19 protein-coding genes are annotated in these 17,420 nt (G+C 69.6%); 16 read left to right on the forward strand and 3 right to left on the reverse strand.

All coding sequences use genetic code 11. The features are described 5' to 3' along the window. Window positions 1-31: 31 nt before the first annotated feature. The 14 genes from C8N24_RS13985 to C8N24_RS14050 all read left to right on the forward strand — a co-directional run bounded on the left by C8N24_RS13985 (window position 32) and on the right by C8N24_RS14050 (window position 14,123). Window positions 32-301 carry a TrbC/VirB2 family protein gene (locus C8N24_RS13985; protein ID WP_170179079.1) on the forward strand — a complete coding sequence of 90 codons (270 nt, stop codon included), beginning with the start codon at window positions 32-34 and terminating at the stop codon, window positions 299-301. A 51-nt stretch (window positions 302-352) separates the two neighbouring features. Then, complete coding sequence (locus C8N24_RS13990) at window positions 353-1,942, forward strand: hypothetical protein (RefSeq protein WP_147447788.1); 1,590 nt, start codon at window positions 353-355, stop codon at window positions 1,940-1,942. Further along, window positions 1,939-2,352 carry a hypothetical protein gene (locus C8N24_RS13995; RefSeq protein ID WP_121250735.1) on the forward strand — a complete coding sequence of 138 codons (414 nt, stop codon included), beginning with the start codon at window positions 1,939-1,941 and terminating at the stop codon, window positions 2,350-2,352. Before C8N24_RS13990 ends, C8N24_RS13995 begins: the two co-directional genes overlap by 4 nt. After that, complete coding sequence (locus C8N24_RS14000) at window positions 2,349-5,006, forward strand: VirB4 family type IV secretion system protein (protein WP_121250736.1); 2,658 nt, start codon at window positions 2,349-2,351, stop codon at window positions 5,004-5,006. Before C8N24_RS13995 ends, C8N24_RS14000 begins: the two co-directional genes overlap by 4 nt. After that, window positions 5,003-6,097 (forward strand): 3D domain-containing protein, encoded by a 1,095-nt coding sequence (locus C8N24_RS14005; RefSeq protein WP_121250737.1) that lies wholly within the window; start codon window positions 5,003-5,005, stop codon window positions 6,095-6,097. The genes C8N24_RS14000 and C8N24_RS14005 overlap by 4 nt, the downstream gene beginning before the upstream one ends. Window positions 6,098-6,596: 499 nt before the next feature. Continuing rightward, on the forward strand, window positions 6,597-7,073 hold the full coding sequence (locus C8N24_RS14010) for a hypothetical protein (protein ID WP_147447789.1): 477 nt from the start codon (window positions 6,597-6,599) through the stop codon (window positions 7,071-7,073). A gap of 276 nt (window positions 7,074-7,349) precedes the next feature. Next, complete coding sequence (locus tag C8N24_RS14015) at window positions 7,350-7,775, forward strand: single-stranded DNA-binding protein (RefSeq protein ID WP_170179080.1); 426 nt, start codon at window positions 7,350-7,352, stop codon at window positions 7,773-7,775. Between the two features lie 50 nt (window positions 7,776-7,825). Next, window positions 7,826-8,761 carry a bifunctional DNA primase/polymerase gene (locus C8N24_RS14020; protein WP_121250740.1) on the forward strand — a complete coding sequence of 312 codons (936 nt, stop codon included), beginning with the start codon at window positions 7,826-7,828 and terminating at the stop codon, window positions 8,759-8,761. Window positions 8,762-8,920: 159 nt separating this feature from the next. Continuing rightward, the gene (locus C8N24_RS33350; protein ID WP_147447790.1) at window positions 8,921-9,811 is read left to right on the forward strand and encodes a hypothetical protein; all 891 of its coding nucleotides are present in this window, start codon (window positions 8,921-8,923) and stop codon (window positions 9,809-9,811) included. 323 nt (window positions 9,812-10,134) lie between these two features. Continuing rightward, on the forward strand, window positions 10,135-11,841 hold the full coding sequence (locus C8N24_RS14030) for a ParB/RepB/Spo0J family partition protein (RefSeq protein WP_121250742.1): 1,707 nt from the start codon (window positions 10,135-10,137) through the stop codon (window positions 11,839-11,841). Between the two features lie 62 nt (window positions 11,842-11,903). Next, window positions 11,904-12,830: an ArdC-like ssDNA-binding domain-containing protein gene (locus C8N24_RS14035; protein WP_147447791.1), complete on the forward strand. Its 927-nt coding sequence runs from the start codon at window positions 11,904-11,906 to the stop codon at window positions 12,828-12,830. A gap of 172 nt (window positions 12,831-13,002) precedes the next feature. Further along, complete coding sequence (locus C8N24_RS14040) at window positions 13,003-13,329, forward strand: hypothetical protein (protein WP_121250744.1); 327 nt, start codon at window positions 13,003-13,005, stop codon at window positions 13,327-13,329. After that, window positions 13,326-13,583, forward strand: coding sequence for a hypothetical protein (locus C8N24_RS14045; protein ID WP_121250745.1), 258 nt, complete (start codon window positions 13,326-13,328; stop codon window positions 13,581-13,583). Before C8N24_RS14040 ends, C8N24_RS14045 begins: the two co-directional genes overlap by 4 nt. Window positions 13,584-13,661: 78 nt before the next feature. Next, window positions 13,662-14,123, forward strand: coding sequence for an RNA polymerase sigma factor (locus C8N24_RS14050; protein WP_121250746.1), 462 nt, complete (start codon window positions 13,662-13,664; stop codon window positions 14,121-14,123). A 526-nt stretch (window positions 14,124-14,649) separates the two neighbouring features. Here the strand turns inward: C8N24_RS14050 and C8N24_RS14055 are convergent. Then, window positions 14,650-14,832 carry a zinc ribbon-containing protein gene (locus C8N24_RS14055; RefSeq protein WP_121250747.1) on the reverse strand — a complete coding sequence of 61 codons (183 nt, stop codon included), beginning with the start codon at window positions 14,830-14,832 and terminating at the stop codon, window positions 14,650-14,652. Between the two features lie 212 nt (window positions 14,833-15,044). Then, window positions 15,045-15,407, reverse strand: a complete 363-nt coding sequence (locus C8N24_RS14060; RefSeq protein ID WP_147447792.1) for a hypothetical protein — start codon at window positions 15,405-15,407, stop codon at window positions 15,045-15,047. 139 nt (window positions 15,408-15,546) lie between these two features. On the opposite strand from C8N24_RS14060, the gene C8N24_RS35710 reads away from it, so the two are divergent. Both C8N24_RS35710 and C8N24_RS14070 read left to right on the forward strand, forming a co-directional pair. Next, window positions 15,547-15,861 carry a helix-turn-helix domain-containing protein gene (locus C8N24_RS35710; RefSeq protein ID WP_121250749.1) on the forward strand — a complete coding sequence of 105 codons (315 nt, stop codon included), beginning with the start codon at window positions 15,547-15,549 and terminating at the stop codon, window positions 15,859-15,861. Between the two features lie 104 nt (window positions 15,862-15,965). Further along, window positions 15,966-17,111: a tyrosine-type recombinase/integrase gene (locus C8N24_RS14070; protein ID WP_170179083.1), complete on the forward strand. Its 1,146-nt coding sequence runs from the start codon at window positions 15,966-15,968 to the stop codon at window positions 17,109-17,111. 91 nt (window positions 17,112-17,202) lie between these two features. Here C8N24_RS14070 and C8N24_RS33950 read toward each other — a convergent pair whose 3' ends face one another. Further along, on the reverse strand, window positions 17,203-17,376 hold the full coding sequence (locus tag C8N24_RS33950; RefSeq protein ID WP_170179084.1) for a hypothetical protein: 174 nt from the start codon (window positions 17,374-17,376) through the stop codon (window positions 17,203-17,205). Window positions 17,377-17,420 lie beyond the last annotated feature (44 nt).

Genomic DNA, 17,420 nt, shown 5'->3' on the forward strand with positions numbered 1-17,420 from the left:
GAAACGACGCGTTGCGGCCAAAGTCTGCGGTGTGCTGTTCGCAGCCGCCTTCCTGGTGAACGCACATGCGTTACGGGCTGCAGGCGTGACGGGGAGCGCGCCACCGAACGCCGGCGCCATCACGCAATTCGTTTCGGCGATCACCGACAATGCGCTCTGGCTGATCGGGACGATCGCGACTCTCGCGATCCTGCTGATCGGCGCGTTGTTCTTCTTCGGGCACTCGCGCGCGGGCGACTACGCGGCCAAGATTGCCATCGGCGCCGTCATCATCGTGTCGGCGCCAGGGATCGCCGCCTGAGCCGTGTCCGTGCGGGGCAGAGCAGCGAGCGCCGCCGCCCTCTCCGGTGGGTTGCTGCTGCTCGCCGCGATAGCTCCCGCGAGCGCACATGCCGCAGACCTGTTCCCCGTCGACGATTGGCTCGGGGACGGGATTAAGAAGGCCGGCGAGGTCGTTCTCGGTCCACTGAAGCTGGGTGTTGAGGAGATCGCGCGGCTGATCGCCACGGTGGTTGGCGCGCTCGCCGACCTGCTCGTGCCGAAGAGCTTCGTGCGTGCGGGCATCGACGGCGTCCGCTGGCTCGTCGCGTTGCCGCCCGTCGGCGCGCCGGTCGACAACCGCGGACTTGCGACGAGCGTCCGTATGCCCCACCTGCTCGAGCTGCGCCAGACGCTCACTTGGATCGGCGTGACCCTCCTGCCCCTGGGCCTGGTGATCTCCGCGGGGCGCGCGATGCTGGCGCCCACGGTCGACGGCGAAGGCCCGATCGAGCTTGTCGCACGCGCCCTCGCGGCTGGCGCCGCACTGCTCGTCTACGACTGGGCGTGGGGCGTGCTCGTCCGCCTCGTGCGGCTGCTGACGGACGCGCTGCTCGCGCTCCCCTGGGTGGACGACGGCATCGAGCGGATGCTCGAGACCCTGCTCATCGGGGGCGGCGCTGGCACTGTCGTTGCCGCCGAGTTCGTGGTCCCTCTGCTGATCGCCGTCGCCGGTGGCGCGCTTCTGGGGTTGCTCCTCGTGCACGTCGGGCTCGAGGTCGTCACTGCGTTGGTGTACGCACTCGGCGGGCTCGTTCTCGGTCTGTCCGGAACTCAGCTCGGACGGCGATTGCTCGCTGGGTGGCTGATCGCCGTCACCGCGGTGGTCGTGCTGCCGCTGCTCTGGACCGTCGTGTTCGTCACCGGCGCGGCGCTCATGCTCGACGCAGGACCAGCGGGCGGCTCCGGGTTCGGAGGCTTCGTCGCGCAACTCTTCAACGTCGCCGCGGCGCTCGCGGTCTTCTGGCTTGCGATCAAGCTCGCGCTCGGCGTCTTTCGACAAGCCAGCACGGCCGTCACCGGGCTCGCGGCCGCGCCAGTGGGAGGCGCCGCGGGCGCGCACGCCCTACGAGGGCCATCCAGCTCTCAGGGAAGCGCCGGTCGCGCCGGCGCCATCGCCCGCAACGCGACGCCGGCCGGGCTCGCTCGCTTCTCGCAAAGTCTGCGGAGTGGTCTGCGAGCCGGCGGCATGGCCGCCACGTTGCCTGTCCGACGTCCCGTCGTCGCGGGCCGGGCGGCCGCGCACGGAGTCCGGCATCCGATCCAGTCGACGCACGAGGTCGCTGGTCGTCTGCGAAGCGCGCTGAACACGCGCGGGCACGCCGCAGGTCGCGCTTCCCAGTCGCGTAGCGACTCGCAGTCGACGGCAGGAGCCCCACCTGCCCGCCGAAGTGATCCGCGGCGGCGCTCGAGAACTGCGGGAACCGCTCGGCGCGAGACAGGACGTCGGCCGCGGACAGGCGACCGCTCGGCGAGCACCGCGAGCAAGACGGCGGCGCAAACCGGTCAGCAGCGATCGCCGCGAGCCACGGAGCCCTCGGTCCGCATAGCCGGCTCGCCCCCGTGGTGGTGGGGACGCCCGCGCCAAATCCGCGGAACGAACAAGCGAGGAGGCAACGGATGACGGGTCCCGACGACGAGCTGCGCCCGGCTTATCGGACGCTCAACGATCCGGCTCGGCTGCTCGGCATCTCTGTCGTCGGCTGGATCGCGCTGCTCGCCGCCGGCGGGTGTGGCTATGGCTGGCTCCTCGTCTCGCCGCTCGGGTGGCGCGCGAACGTCTCGCTCGCGGTCATCCTGCTCGGCACGCCTGCGGCTCTGCTCCTGCTGCGCGAGGAATCGACCGTGAGCCCCGGGCGGCTCCTCCTGGCCGTGTTGCGGTGGCGCCTGCGTCCGCCAGTGATCGTCGCGCCCAGCGACGACAAGCCGGTCCGCCGTGGCGCCGTCTGCCTTCGTGAGCCGGCCCCGGAGATCTCAAGCAACGACCCATCGGTCTACTGGCCGACGGACACCGAGCTCGGGAGCGCACCGTGACCCGCACGCGCACGCTCGGCGACGTCCTGCCCATCGCAGCGATAGAGCCCGATGGGCTGATGGTCACCAGCGAAGCCACGTACGTGCGCCTGCTCGAGTGCCAGGACGTCCTTCACCCGCGCGCCGGCGGGGCCTCTCATCGCGAAGCGCTGCGCGACCGCCTGAGCCGACTGGCCGCGCGGCTCCCCTCCGGCCAAGGACTTCAGGTCATCGTCGAAGCTGAGCCCGTCGAGCCCGACACGGCCCTGGAGCGTGACTGGAACGAGATCCGTGCCGCGACGTCGAGCGTCGATGCGGACCGCCGCATGGCGATGGAGCGGCTTGGCTACGCCCTTGAACAGACGCTGCGTCGAAGCGCGCCTGCCGTGGACGCGGCACGGCTCCGTTGGACGATCGCCATCCGTCACGCGCCTACGGAGCTGCGGCAGCGAATCGCGCGTCCGAGCCGTCGAAACGCGCGCGTGCTGCCACTGCGAGCGCACGAGCGGGCGGCCGCCGAATCCGCCCGGCTGGCCGACTCTCTGGCTGCGGACCTGACCGCAGCGGGCTGTCGCGTAGAAGCGCTCGACGCCCAGGGCGCGCTTACCGCGCTCGCGCGCTGCATCGATCCCACGACAGCCGGCACCGATCACCGCCCAGCACGCGTCCTGGCGACGGCCGACCCCATCGACGCGCTTCGGCATCGGCACGACACGCTGCGCTCGATCGCCGGCGACGTCGAGCTGCAGGTACGCCGCGACTGGATGCACCGTGCCGTCGGCGATCACCACGAGGTGGAAGCCGTCCTGCACTTGGCCGGTCCGCCGGCTGAGACCAGCGTCTGGTGGCTCCTTGCCCTCCTTGAGGTGCCGCCGCCCTGGCGGCTGGCGGTGCACGTCACGGCGACCGACCGAGTGGCCCAGCGGCGTCGCTATCGCCTACGGCACAAGCGGCTGTGGGCAGATCTGCGCCGGCGGGAACGCGACGGCAAGCTCATCAGCGAAGAGGCTTACGAGCAGGAGCGGGAAGCGGCAGAGATCGACGCTGAGCTGCGTACGTCGGGCGCAAGCGGCCTCTATGACGTCAGCGCCTACCAAGCGATACGTCGGCCCGCCGATGAAGCCGAGGACCTTGCCGAGCTGGTCCGCTTGCTCGGACGCGAGTTCGAGAGCTACACCGACGCTCGCCTCTACCAGGGTCGCTTTCTCGTCGAGGACTCATGGGTCTCGACGCTTCCGCTCGCAGCCGATCGGCTCGGCGCCACACGTCGCTTCGCACAGCGCAACGTCGCCGACTGCCTGCCGCTGTGGTCGACGAGCGCGTCCAGCGAGGCCGGAGTGCCGCTGGGGTACGCCGTGCCAGGCAACACGCTCGAGCGAATCGACCTCTTCGACCCGCGGTATCGCACGCACGTCGCGGTCGTGACCGGGGCCTCTGGCTCCGGTAAGACCGTCGCGGTCAACATGCTCCTGGCCCGTAACGTCTCGCGCGGCGCGACCGGGTACATCGTCGATCGCTCCTCAAGTGAGGACGAAGACGGGTCGCGGCGACACGCGGGGCACTACGAGCAGCTGGTTGCGCTCGTCCCGGGTGCGCGCATCATCCACTACGGCGCGGGCGCGCGTGACGCGATCCTCTGCCCGTGGGACACGCCGGATGTCGCGAATGTTCCGGCGGCCAAGGTCGAGTTCCTCGTCGCTCTGCACACGCTGCTGATCGGCGATCCGTCGTCGAGCGGGCCAGCGCTCGCCGGCCTCGAGCGCACGCTGCTGACCCGCGGCATCCAGACCGTCTACGCCCGCTGTGCTCGGTCGGGCGAGCTGCCACGCGAGCGTCTCCTCTACGAGGAGCTGCGGCGCCTCGCACGCGAGCAAGCTGCCGACGAGCTCGATGGCGACGCGAGCGTCGCGTCTGAGCTGCGGCGGCTCGCCGAGCGGCTCCATCCCTACATCGACGACGGCCCGCTGGCGTGGCTCGCTGATCGCGAGACGACGATCGAGCGGGGTGCGCCGCTCGTCCTCTTCGATCTCGCGGGGCTGCCCGACGCCTTGGCCGGACCCGTGATCCTCGCGCTCGTCGACTTCATCGACCGCGACGTCGCCCGCCGACGTGCCCAGCACCTCGCCGGCCACTCACGGGACACGGGACCTTGGGCAGGCAGGGCGTTCGTCGCGATCGATGAGGCGTGGAAGCCGCTCCTGACGCCGGCCGCCGGCGCGTGGCTCAACGAGTGGGCCCGGCGGACTCGCCATCTCGCGTGCGCGCTTCTCGTCATCAGCCAGCACCTCGCCGATTTCGCCAATGCACAAGGCCGTGCGCTGCTGCGCAACTCAGTTCTCCGGCTGATCTTCCACACTGCCCATGACGAGCTCGCCGAGGCGCGCGACGCCCTCGGACTCGAGGACGAGGACCTCGAGGAAATCGCAGCGCTTGAGACCCGCAAGGGCGAGTACTCCACCTGCTTGCTCGACTCGGAAGCGCACGGCCGCGCGACCGTCCGCATTTTCCTATCGGACATCGAATATTGGGCCTGCAGCGCGGATCCCGAGCGCGACCAGCCCATCCGCGAGCTCGCGCTCGCGGAATCGGATGGCGACGCGTGGCGCGCTATGCGGCTGCTCTGCGATCCCGCTTGGCACCAAGCGCGCGCAGAAGAGCTGGGGGAGGCGGCATGACGCCGCACCGTCGCCCGGTCTGGCCATGGCTGATCGCGGCGCCCGCGTTGGGGCTGCTCGTTGTGGTGCTGGGAATAGTGCTGCTGCTCGCCGGCGCCGCGCAGCAGTGCGACTCGCCGCCAACGACGAACAGCACCATTGATCTCGCTGTCCCGGGCACGCTGGGCGGCGTCGCCGGCACCGGCCTGACCCGCGCGCAGGTCGACGGAGTTCGGAACGACAGCCCGTATGCCGGGAGGCGGGTCACACCGGGCGAGTACCTGGCCACGAGCTACGGGCCGCCATGGGGCGGCATCCAGGGCGCAGGCCTCGCAACGAGCGGCGGTCTTCGCATCGGCGGCGGCGCACCCCGCTGGTACCAGGTCGCCGTCGACCCCCAGCTGATCAGCCACGGCACGCTCGTGTACCTGTGGCCCAACCCGTTCAGCTGGACGGGGCCGTTTCTCGCCGCCGACACCGGCGGCGCGATTCGAGGCCGTCGGATCGACTTCTATGACTGGCGCGGCCGCCTTGCGCAGTACGCCTGGGGTCATCGCCACACCGCGGTCAGCGAGTGGCCGCGCGCCGATGAGCCAGACGAGGCCGGGTTGGCGTGCGAGAGAGCAAACGCGGCCGCCGGTGACAAGCCTGCTCTCGCTCTCCCGGGCGCGCGCGGCCGCGTCACGGTCGCCCCACTGGCCAACGCGCCCGGCCGTCCGTTGCTTCCTGAGCTGCTCGAGCTGCTCGAGCGAGTGGCGGGGATCGCTGGTCGTGACATCGTGCTCACGACCGGAACGAACCATGGCGAGCGGACCAGCTCGGGCCGGATCTCCGATCACGTCCTCGGCCTTGCGGGCGACTTCGGCTCCGTCGCGAACCAGTTCCCGCTTGGAGGCGGCTTCGGCACGCGGCTGGCAGCAGCCGGTCTTCGGGCTGCGGGCGTCTCCGAATCCGAGGCGTGGCGACTCGCGCAAGCAGGCGGCGGCCATGACGTCTGCTTCGACGGCTGGCGCGTCCAGGTGATCTGGCGCACCGGTGACCACTTCGACCACGTCCACATCGGGCTCCGCAGAGGCTGCGGGTTCGGTGGCGTGCGGACCTTCCAGATCTGATGCATCGGAGGCTCCTGCTACCGATTCTCGCTGCGGGCCTGGTCGCCGGCGTCGCGGCGACGAACGTCACGCATCCATCGGTCGAGCCGGGTGCTTCGCGGGCCGCACGTCCTGAAGCTCCGAGCCAGGTCGCCGCCGCCTATGCCGTCGCAGCTCGCAGCTGGACGGCGGGCACGCGGATGACCGCTTGGCGTCGAGAGCTCGCGCTGGCGACGCCGGCGTATCGACGGGAACTGAGAACCACGCGACCGACACGATCCCAGCTTCGGACGCTTCGTCGGGAACGCGCTGCGAGTGCCGCGACGGTACTCGGCACGCATCGTGAGCCGCAGACGGGAGATGCTCGGACCCGGGTGCTCGTGACGCTGCGCGAGCGCGTTGCGGTCGGCGGTGAGCGCCTCGACTCCCGCACGAGGTACGAGGTCCTCCTTCAGCTGACGCAAGGCCGTTGGCGAGTTGCCCGGTGGACGGTCGCGGAGTAGGCGCCGTGACTGCGGCTTTGCGCACGATCGGTGCGGCGCTGACCGCGGCCAGCGTGATGGGCGCAATCGCCGCCCTCGCGGGCGTGGACGTCATCCGAGTGGGTCGGCCACACGACGCGCTGCCCAACGAGCTGGCTGTTGCGGCGGATCTCCTCCGGCACAACCTCGTCGTTGCGCTATGGCCGCTTGCGCTCGTGGCGCTTCGCTGGCCATCCATACCGGGGATCTGCCACGTCGCCGACGCCCTGGTGGCAGGCCAACTGCTCCTGCACGGCGTGACCCTCGGCAGTGCGCTGGCGCAGCAGCCGACCCTCTGGCGCTTCCTTCCGCACCTGCCGCTCGAGTGGCTGGCGCTCGCCCTGCCGGCAGCGACGTGGACGCTCGCGCGCCGCGGCGAGATGGTGAGTCAAGGGCGGCTCGTCGGGGTCGCCGCGGCGGTAGCGGTGGCACTGGCCTTGGCGGCGCTGATCGAGACCTACGGAGCTCCGCTGTGATGCGGCCCAGTCGGAGCGTCGCGCTCAGGTCGAGGACGCGGTTCCGTCGGCCGATGCGACTGCCCCCACGGGCGGACGCTGGTCCTAGGCCGGGGCTGGTCCCCTTGTTAGTCGCCTTCAAGCATGGCCGCTCGCGGTCCGGCTGCAACCCCACACGTGGGGTTCCCCTCTCTTCGATCGGTTCCGCCGGCCGCTTCTGGAGCGGCCCAACTCGGCTCTCACCACAAGGGGACCAGCCACAGGGCCCGGTCCCGCAACCGCCCAAGGAGGCACGTCGTGTCGGCCAACAACATCAACCGCGTCGTTCTCACCGGCAACCTCACGCGCGACCCTGAGCTGCGCACCACCCCTTCCGGCGCCTCGGTCTGCTCGATGCGCCTCGCGTCCAACACCCGCCACAAGTCCGGCGGCCAGTGGGTCGACAAGCCCAACTACTTCAACGTCACCGTCTGGGGCGCCCAGGGCGAGAACTGCGCCCGCTTCCTGAGCAAGGGCCGCCCGGTCGCGGTCGACGGCCGCCTCGAGTGGCGCGAGTGGCAGCAGGACGACAGCAAGCGCGAGGCCGTCGAGATCGTCGCCGACTCCGTGCAGTTCCTGACGACGCCCGAGCGCGACGGCGACAGCAGCAGTCACGGCAACGGCAACGGCGCGATCGAGCCCACGCCCGTCGGCGCCGGCGACCCGGACGACATCCCCTTCTAGCCACTCGACACGGCGGGCCGCTCCTGCGGCCCGCCTCCAGGTCCACAGCCATGTCAAACCTCACCGCTACAGCCTCATCGGAGATCCGGTGCACGCCCGCGCTGGCCGCTCTCGCATACGCCGTCGCCGGCTGGCCGGTTCTTCCGATACACACGCCGACGCCGGACGGCGGATGCTCGTGCTCCCAGCGAGTCTGTCGGAACCCTGGCAAGCACCCACGCACGAAGCGAGGCCTCCTCCAGGCGACCACCGATCCGACGACCATCGCGGCCTGGTGGAAGCGCTGGCCTGACGCGAACGTGGGCGTGCGCACCGGCCAGCTCATCGTCGTCGACGTCGACGGGCACGACGGAGCCCAGTCCCTCGCGGCGCTCGAAGCAGCGCATGGCGACCTGCCTCCGACTCGCCGGGTTCGCACAGCGAAGGGCGAGCACATCTACTTCCTCGCTGACGACCACGTGATCAGCTGCTCAGCTGGGCAGCTGGGCAAAGGTCTCGACATCCGAGGACGGGGCGGCTACATCATCGCGCCGCCGAGCCAGCACGTCACCGGCCATCGCTACGCGTGGTCGGATCTCCACGATCTGACGTCCCTCCCCGAGTGGCTAACCAAACTGCTGCCCGACCCAAAGGACGCCCCGACTCGTCGTCCGCTTCCGCGGACGGTGGCTGTAAGGGCCGGCGATCGAGCACGGCGGTACATGCAGGCCGCACTCGACGGCGAGCTTCAGAACATCGCACGGGCCCCCATAGGGACTCGCAACATGACGCTGAATCGAGCCGCATTCCGGCTAGGGCAGCTCGTCGGCGCCGGTTTCGGCGAGTTCGAAGAGATTGCTCAGGCGCTCCACGTGGCGGCTCTGAGCTCGGGACTCACTGAGGGGGAAGCAGGGTCGACCATTCGATCTGGGTTAGGTGCAGGGAAGGCTCAGGCTCGCAACGGCCTACCAGAGGTTGGCGGCGACACTCGACCCGTTGGACCTTGATGGCGATTAGCGCGACTTCCCGAACTCGAGGCTTCGGCGGAGTAGAGCGCTACGTCCGGCGGTGCCGCGCTCAAGACACCCACCACCTCAACGAGACCTCGTGCGGACGCCTGAGCCATCGACGAGTCTGTCCGTTCGCGCGTTCATCATGATGCGGTCATGAGCGAACCCGCCGAACCACTCGACGCACTTCGTGCTGATGTCGAGAAGGCGACTCGGGAACGCTTGCGCAGCGGCATGGCTTGGATTCGAAAGTGGACCGGCCTGCAACTCATCAAGCTGCTTGGCGGCGGCGCAATCGGCGTAGGCGCGCTATGGGTCGCGTTCCCTTATGTCGCTGCCGGCTCGGTCACCGTGATCTTCGTCCTGCTCTCTGGCTACACCCTGTATCTCCGCAAGCAGTTGGTCGACGAACGCACTACGAGGAGATGGGCATGGGTCGGCAATAAGCGCCTTGAGCAACGTGCTCGCAGCCTGGAGCTAGCACTAGCGGAAGCGACGCTGGCGCTGGTCGGGCAACCGCAGGATCGTGAGTCACGCCATCGCATCAACGCGCCGGGTCGCAGCGAGTTCGTCGCAGCGTTGCGCTACGCGGAGGGACGCGCTCGAGCCGCAGCCCTGGATTCCAGACCTCAGCCTGCCAACGCAAGAACCCGGCGCCCAGCGGTGCCTCAGGCTCCAGATGTTTCTGGGGTGCGGCGCCGCCGTGAGCTGCTGGAGGCCGAGATCTCCAAGCTCGAGGCCGAGATTCAGAACCTGGCGGTGCCTGGCGAAGCAGACCTCGCACGGGCCGCGGAGGAGGCCGAGCGCTCATTCAAACAGCAACGCGACGCGGCGCACGAGGCCGACCGCGTCGCGCGAGGCCGCTACCACGCGGGTAAGACACCGAGCCCAGCAACCTCGGGGCAGGGGGTGTCATTGACCTTCAAAGGCAATGGAGACGCAGTCGTTGGACGCCTCGTTTCCCCACAGACGCCCGAGCAGATCGCCCGCGGGGAGCAGGAGAGCTCAGGGCGTGACGAACGGGCGAAGACGCCCGAGCCAGACTGAATCTCAGGCTTGGTCTGCAGCCTGAGGCCAGCGGGACTCGGTTGACGAGCCGACGGCTGGCGCATGCCTGTTGCTTCGGGCCACGGCTCGTTTCCTCGGACTGAACGCAGCGCGTCAACGCATCGTCGGTTCGAGCACAACGACGCCGTGTGCTCGAGCAGGATCCCGTCGCGCGGCTGACTGGGCGGCGGGCCGACCCACCCCTACGGTGGCACGCCCGCGGAGCGGCAGCGAGGGTACGGCCCGGCGAAAGCGGGCGTGCGAACGGGGCGGGATCGGCCCGCCGCCCGGGCGGGCCCCGAAGGAAGGACGGCAAGACCGTCATGACCGCACCACCCGTACCTGCGAATGCTGCCTCGCGCGTCGCGCTGGACCGAATCGGCCTCCCCGAGAACGTCCGGCCTCTCGACATGCAGCACGTCGACGCGCTCGCCGGCTCCATCCGCCTGCAGGGCATCGTCGTGCCGCTCGTAGTTCGGGCCGCCGGCGACGACACCGACGCCTTCGAGCTCGTCGCGGGCTTCCACCGCTTTGCGGCCGCGCAAGCGCTGCAGCTGCCCGACGTCCCGGTCGTCGTCCGTGACGCTGATACCGAAGACGCCGACCGCGCGCTCGAGAACATCGCTCGCAAGGCGCTCGACCCGCGTGAAGAGGCTCGCGCAGTCCAGGCGATGCTCGCCCGCGGCCTCACCGAGGACGGCGCGGCGCAGGCGCTCGGCTGGAGCCGTCAGCGAGTCGCTGCCCGCGTGAAGCTGCTCGAGCTGCCGGAGTCCGCTCAGCAGCTCGTCGGCGACGGCGTCGTCGCGCTGTCCGCGGTCGATCGCCTGTTGGCGATAGGGCGCGTCTCGCAGCCGCTGCTCGATGCCCTGATCGCCTTCCTCGCCGACGGCAACGGATGGGCCGCCGAGCGGCTCGCGCGCGAGCCGGGCTGGGTGCTCGACTCCGCCCTGCGTCAGACGGACACCCAGGTCTTCGCGGCGCACCTGAGCAGCATCCGCGCCGACCAGATTGCCGAGCTCCGGCTTGGGAAGAAGGCCGACGCGCTCTACGAGCAGGCCACCAAGCTCCACAAGCAGCTCGATCGCCAGGCGTACGGCGCGCCCGAGATCCGGTTCAGCGACGAAGACGTCGACCAGGCACGCGCCGCCGGCGTGCTCATCGAGTTCGAGCGGACACGCCCGATCATCACGGATCGGGCGCTGTACCGCGAGCTGACGAAGGCCGCGATCAAGCGCACGGTCGCCGAGCTCGAGGCCAGGATCGCCGCGGCCGCCGAGGCGAAGCAGCGGAGCCGCGCTGAGCGCCGCACGCAGCCGGACGACCCGATGGCTGCGGCGGCACGTGAGCGCGATGCGTCCCTTCGGGGCCTCGCCGACCAGGCGCACGGGGCGAACCTCGACCTCGGCCAGAGCCTGCTCCACGGGCTGTCGGTCGTCGACCCCGCGGACATGCACGTCGCACGATTCTTCGTCTACGGCCTCCTCGGGCCCGACTGGGACGCGTCGCCGTACACCCAGACGGGCGACCGCGTCCAGCGGCTCGCCGCCAACGGCATCCGCTTGGTCGTAGGCGAGTTGCGGCAGGACGTCACCAAGACGCGCAAGGACGGAACGCCCGGGCGCCTTCGCATGGACTACGGCGACCATCGCAAGCCCGAGGCCGCGGTGAAGTGGCTGTGGCGCTACATCGACGGCGCCAAGACCGCCGGCGAGCTCTACGGCCGCGCGCTAGTCGTGATCGCAGCCGAGCAGTACGCTAGCCGACTTGTCCTGCCCGCCGGCCACCGGATGCCAGCGACGAGGTGGAGCTCGCGCAAAGACGTCGCCGGCAAGGCGTTGAATCGGCTCGTCGGCCCGCACATGCCGGCGTCGCTGAAGCAGCTCGAGCGCGCGGTCAAGCGCGCCCACGAGACCTACGCCGAGTTGGAGCGTCCCACCGACGAGACGCCGGCGGAGCCAACGTCGAACGAAGCCGACGAGGACGACGACCTCGACGCCGCCCCAGCACCGGCTGCAGCCGAGCCGTCCTGACCTAAGTCCCGGTGCGGGCCATCGGCGGCCCGCACCACCACCTTCGCTCCTGGAGGAGCGCCATGCACACGAAGCGCCGCCTCACTGAGGCCGAGCGCGCGGAACGACGCGCCCAAGACCGTGAGCTGGCCATCCGCGCAGTTGCGCAGCTGCGCACGTCGGCCGGGTGGCAGGCCTGGCTCCGCGTGCGTGCGCGCACCGGACTGCGCCGCTACAGCGTCGGCAACCAGCTGTTGATCGCGCTGCAGGATCCGGCAGCAACGCGAGTCGCCGGCTTCCGCGCCTGGCTCGCCCTCGGCTATTGCGTTCGCAAGGGCGAGAGCAGCCGCATCCGCATATGGGCCCGCTGCGAGCCTTCGAAGAAGAAGCTGCAGGCCTGGCGCGACGCCGGCGCCATCGCAAGCGAGCGGCCGCGTCCGTTCTACCGGCTGGAGGCTGTGTTCGACCGGGCACAGGTCGAGCCGCTCCCGCCGCCAGCAACCCCTTGTCCGCTTGACCCTCCGATCGCTCCCATCACCGGCGAGACCCTCGCCTGGGCGATGCCCGAGCTCGAGCGCTTCGCCGCCGAGATCGACGTCAGCGTCGAGCGCATCCCCATGGCGCCCGGCGTGGACGGTCTCTACGGGCCGAACGAGCGCCATACAGCGATCAACTCAGCGATGGCGATCAACCAACAGGTGGCGGCCCTGGTCCACGAACTCGGACACGCGCTCGTGCGAATCGACCATCAGGACGATGATCCGGAGCTCGACTACGCGACCGAAGAGCTCGTCGCTGAGTCGGTGGCATACACCGTGTGCGGGTTCCTCGGCCTGAACACGGCCGCGAACTCGGTGCCCTACCTCGCCGTCTGGAGCGAAGCCACTGCGGAGGACGCCTTCGAGCGGATCGCCGGTCTGATCGACCGGCTGGCACGGCGAGTGGAGGACGCCCTGGACCCGCGGGGTGTGACGCTCGGAGAACCAGCCAGCACGAGTGTGAGCGCGTAGAACATCGGGAGGTCCGCTTGGCCCCGAGGCTGGCGGACAGGGGACTGGGCTGCGCGGATGCTGCCTCAGCGGGCGCAATCCGCCACGCCACCTGCGCCCTAAGGGAAAGCGGCTCACTTGTTCGCGCCGCAGGTGGCGCGTGCGTTCGCGCCCACCGGGGCTCGGGCACCGCATGCCCAGCCCCCAGCCCACCAGCCAGCGAAGCGCCGACAGGCCTACCGCGAAGCAGCTCCGGTACCTGCGGCGTCTCGCTCAGACGGCCGGCCAGACGTTCTCGTATCCGCGCACCAAGCGCCACGCCTCCGCCGAGATCCGTCGCCTGCTCGGCGTGATCGCGGACAAGCCGCTCGAGCACGTCATCGAAAGGCGCATCGAGCCCGAACGCCTGCGGGACGAGGCTCGGCGCACGCAGAGCGCGGCCGCGGTCCGTGACGACGAGGTCGAGGGCTACGGAGCGCATGCCCGCTGGACCCACCGCCGTGACCGGAGCGCGTCATGAGCGCTGCGGGCGAACGTCGCCAACTCGGCCGCTACGAGCTCCCGGACGGCACCCAGCGCATCCTCTGCGCGCAGCGCATCAACGGTCGCGTCGCGATCAGCGACGTGCCCGACGCCGATGAGGGCCGTGTCTATCTCGTCGAGCGTCACGTCGAGAGCCGTGCGGCGATGCAAGGGCTGGTCGACGCGTACATCGAGGACGCCATGCAGCGCGGCGAGCCGGCCGCACTCGCCCCGACATGGGCGGGGGTGTGACCAGTGACGGCTGCAGCGAGCCGTCGTGCCGCGCTTGGGCACTTCTACACGGCCAACGACCGCAGACTGCATCGGCGTGTGCGCTATCTCGGCTGTCGATCGAACGACTCGGTCGTCGACGACGCGTGCGCGTATGCGTGGCTACAGCTCGTTCGCCGTAGCGACGTGCAGTTGGACCGGCACGGCTTCGCGTGGCTCACCCTCGTCGCGGTGCAGGAGGCATGGCGGATGGCTGGCCCGGCCCGTGAGCAGCCTGCAGGACTGTTCCTCGCCGAGCCCGAGTGCGAAGGAGAGCTCACCGAGCCCGCTGGCTTGGGCGACGATCCAATCGACCGCGTCATCGCTCATGAGCGACACGACCTGCGAGTCAAGTCCTTCGCGCGGCTAAAGCCACGGGAGCGCCAAGCGCTTCTCTTGCTTGCCGGCGGCTACCGGTACACCGAGATCGCGATACTCACCGGCAGCACGTACAGCGCCGTGAACCGCCGGCTCGCCGAGGGGCGTGCGCGACTTCGCGACTTTGAGGGGGCGAACTTTTGAGCGCCGGGCCTCTAGCGAGCGTGGGCATCTTGCTGATCACCTACGAAGGGCGGCCACGTGCCGTGTGCACGACGCGTCGGGTCTTTCTCACCGACGACCCGGCATGTGAGCAATCGGACGCACGGTTCGTCATGGCCATGTGCATCTACGCGGGCGCCGTCTTGAACGCCGAACGGCCGGCACCGTATCGGGAGTCCGATGCGCGGGCGTACGCTCGTGCGTGTCTCATACCGGTCGGGCTGCTCGACCGGCGTCTCACGGCTGCCGAGTGGCGCTTGGCAGCCTTTGAGCTGGGCGTTCCGGCCCGTGAGCTCCGCCTCGCCCGCCATCGCCGCTGCGGGCGCCGACGGACGCGGGATCGGCGGCCTCGCAGCGGTGGGCGGTGCAAGCGCCGGCGTGGGCTCCCGCCAGCAGGAGACCGATGACGACGATTCGAGTGAGACGGTGGCGCACGTGAGCCTCGAGTGTTGGGGTTCAACACTCATAGGCCCGGGCCGCGAAAACTCTCCGTCCGCCGCGATTCCGGCTAGCTATCCGGGTACGGATCGTCGGCAGCGTCGCCGCCGGTGATCGTCTTGTACTCGCCGTTGCCGCAGGACGGACACGGCGGCAGGTGCTCCGTTGACCCGACCTTGAGGTCGTAGCCGCAGTTGGTGCATTTGTAGGTGCCCGACGAGACGTCGCTGCCGGCCGGAACGGGATCTGCCATCGAGGCTCCTGTGACGAGGGAAGGACAGCGTCGTCTTACCCAGATCCGCATTGAGCGGTCGCCATCGCTACGGGCGCAAGAGGTCCGCCGCGAACGACCTCCGCAGCCCGACACGGTCGGCACCAACGCGCAGGCCTATTCTCCGTCCCTGGAGACGTCGATCGAAGTTGCGACACGATCGCTTGGATCGACGACGGTGGACCCTACGAGCGTCAGTTGGCTGATGTTCGACCAGCCTGGCGCGTCCCAACGCGCGCCTGCTGCAAAGGACGTCCGCAAAGCTCCCGCAGGACGCGGATTCCTGCGGGGTGCTGGGGCAGCAGCTTGCAGGCCGCGACGGCGAGTTCCAGCTCGGCCAGCGATGTCCCCCGCTCCACGACGAGCCTGCCGCACCAACGGGCGGCGGCGGCCGCGTATCGCTCAGGCGTGCTCTCCCCGGCCATCAGCGCCAGCACTTCAAGAGCGTCATCGAGTCCCAGCCGCGGAAGCTCGGCCGCGGCCGCGAGCACCATCGGGAGCTGCCCAATCTCAAGGGATCGGCGGAAGCGGGTGTACGGGTGGCCCTGGCTGGACACCGAACGCATGTTCGCATGCGGGCCGCCGCGCGGAGGACGTGCCGCAGACGCTCGCGGGCCAGGATGGCGTCCTCCGTGAGTCCGTTGCGCTTCTCCGCTTCTGGTCGGGCTTAACGAACGACGCGCTTGCGAGGCAGCGATGGCAACGACGAGAGGAGACGCTGTGAGCGGAGTGCAGATCCTGACGGTGGCCCAGGTAGCCGAACGCGTCCAGCTGAGTGCGGAAACGGTGATGCGCGCAATCCGCGCCGGCGATCTCGAAGCCTCGCAGCTGACGCGAGCGCGCGGGGGCTGGCGAGTCCGCGAGGACGCGATCGCGACTTGGCTGGAGACTCGAAGCAACCGGACGCGTGAAGTCCCCCTTGCCGACGTCACGCCGCCTCGAGCGGGGCTGCCTCGCCGGCCAGCACAACGTTCGACAACGCCGCAGACGAGTGGGAGACTGGTCGCCTGAGCCCTCGGCCAGGATCCAATCCTCCCCCGAAGCCAGACGTGCCGCGGGGCGTCGAGCCACGCTTGCGCCGCGGTCCTGACCGCGGATGGGTGTGGAAGTTCCGCGTGCGCTGGAAGGAGCCGGGTACCGGTCGGCGTCCGGTCGAGGAGTTCGACTCCGTCGACGACGCGCTCGACTTCCTAGCGCACCTCCGTCTCGCGAAGCGCCGCGGCGTCCTCGCCGATCTCACGCGCGGCGACACGTCTTTGGCGGAGTTCTTCGAGACCGAGTACTGGCCCAAGGACGCGAAGCGGAACTTGGCCCTAAACACGCGCAAGAGCTACCTCTCGGTCTGGTATGTGCATCTCAAGCCGCGGCTCGGCCATCTGCAGATGCGGCAACTCAATCCGCCGACCGTCCAAATCTTTCGGGAGCAGATGGAGGAGGACGGCGTTGGCACATCGACCACGAAGCGGGCGATGGCGATCCTGCAAGCCGTGTGCCGCTACGCGCTCAGTAAGGGCGAGATTGTCTCCAACCCCGTCAAGGACGTGCGCAAGCCCACCGTTCGACGGGCTCTGGCCGTCCACGCGATCGCGCCGGCGCAGGTCGAGACGCTGAGGACGTTGCTGCTCGACGGCTACGTCGAGTTACGGCCACAGGCGGACGGCACGGCGAAACAGGTCCGCCATGCCCCCGACCCGGTCGCCGCCATGTTGGTGTCCTTGCTGGCGTATGAGGGACTGCGTCCCGAGGAGGCACTCGCGCTCGAGGACCGGCATGCGGGCAAGGCGACGCTGTTGATCGAGCAGAAGAACATCGACGGTCAGATAGAGGCGGGTCAGAAGACGGGCAAGCCGCCTCGGTCGCCGGCGCTGTGGGCGCCGGTCCGCACTGATCTCGCAAGCTACCGTCTGGCCACTCGCCGCAGAACGGCTCGAGACGGCCGGCAGTTCCTGATCCAGCGGGCGGACGGCGAACCCTGGCGAGAGTACGACTACCGCAACTGGCGGAAGCGAGTTTTCAAGCCCGCCGTTGCCGCGGCGGGCCTGCCGATCACCCGCCCCTACGACCTTCGTCATGCGTGCGCGAGCCTTATGATCCACGCCGGCAAGCCGCTGACGGAGATTGCCGAGCACCTTGGTAACTCCGTCGCCGTGCTCTCGCAGACATACTCACACGTGATCAAAGACATGCGGGACGAGCCGTCAGCGCCCGTGTCGGAGACGATCGTGTCTGCTCGAGCCGCGAGCCGCTTAATAAGCGCCTAGCCGCGTGTGGACCTCTCATCGGACGATGCAACCAGGAGCTCGCGACTTGTGTGCGACCGACGTAGGCCCGGAGCCCGTCGGCCCAACCGGCTCACGCTGCGGCGTCAAGTGATCGCGCGATGTTCGCGATACGTCGGCCCAAGTCGGCCGCGGCCTCGTCGGGAAGCTCAAGCGCCAGAACGGCCGCGCTCTCGACCGTCTCATACGGTAGTCCGGTGCGGTGGTAAACGGCAACCGCGGCCGTCACCACGTCCTCAACGTCCATGAGCGCAGAATCTCGGACAGCCAGGCCATTGGGCATCCCCAAGT

This window comes from Solirubrobacter pauli (genome assembly GCF_003633755.1).
GTDB lineage: Bacteria > Actinomycetota > Thermoleophilia > Solirubrobacterales > Solirubrobacteraceae > Solirubrobacter > Solirubrobacter pauli.

Excerpts from the sequence above, each read along its gene's own strand:
- C8N24_RS13995 (WP_121250735.1), top strand. The coding sequence starts at position 1,939 with ATGACGGGTCCCGACGACGAGCTGCGCCCGGCTTATCGGACGCTCAAC.
- C8N24_RS14005 (WP_121250737.1), top strand. The coding sequence starts at position 5,003 with ATGACGCCGCACCGTCGCCCGGTCTGGCCATGGCTGATCGCGGCGCCC.
- C8N24_RS14020 (WP_121250740.1), top strand. The coding sequence starts at position 7,826 with ATGTCAAACCTCACCGCTACAGCCTCATCGGAGATCCGGTGCACGCCC.
- C8N24_RS33350 (WP_147447790.1), top strand. The coding sequence starts at position 8,921 with ATGAGCGAACCCGCCGAACCACTCGACGCACTTCGTGCTGATGTCGAG.
- C8N24_RS14030 (WP_121250742.1), top strand. The coding sequence starts at position 10,135 with ATGACCGCACCACCCGTACCTGCGAATGCTGCCTCGCGCGTCGCGCTG.
- C8N24_RS14035 (WP_147447791.1), top strand. The coding sequence starts at position 11,904 with ATGCACACGAAGCGCCGCCTCACTGAGGCCGAGCGCGCGGAACGACGC.
- C8N24_RS14040 (WP_121250744.1), top strand. The coding sequence starts at position 13,003 with ATGCCCAGCCCCCAGCCCACCAGCCAGCGAAGCGCCGACAGGCCTACC.
- C8N24_RS14045 (WP_121250745.1), top strand. The coding sequence starts at position 13,326 with ATGAGCGCTGCGGGCGAACGTCGCCAACTCGGCCGCTACGAGCTCCCG.
- C8N24_RS14055 (WP_121250747.1), bottom strand. The coding sequence starts at position 14,832 with ATGGCAGATCCCGTTCCGGCCGGCAGCGACGTCTCGTCGGGCACCTAC.
- C8N24_RS35710 (WP_121250749.1), top strand. The coding sequence starts at position 15,547 with ATGGCAACGACGAGAGGAGACGCTGTGAGCGGAGTGCAGATCCTGACG.
- C8N24_RS33950 (WP_170179084.1), bottom strand. The coding sequence starts at position 17,376 with ATGGACGTTGAGGACGTGGTGACGGCCGCGGTTGCCGTTTACCACCGC.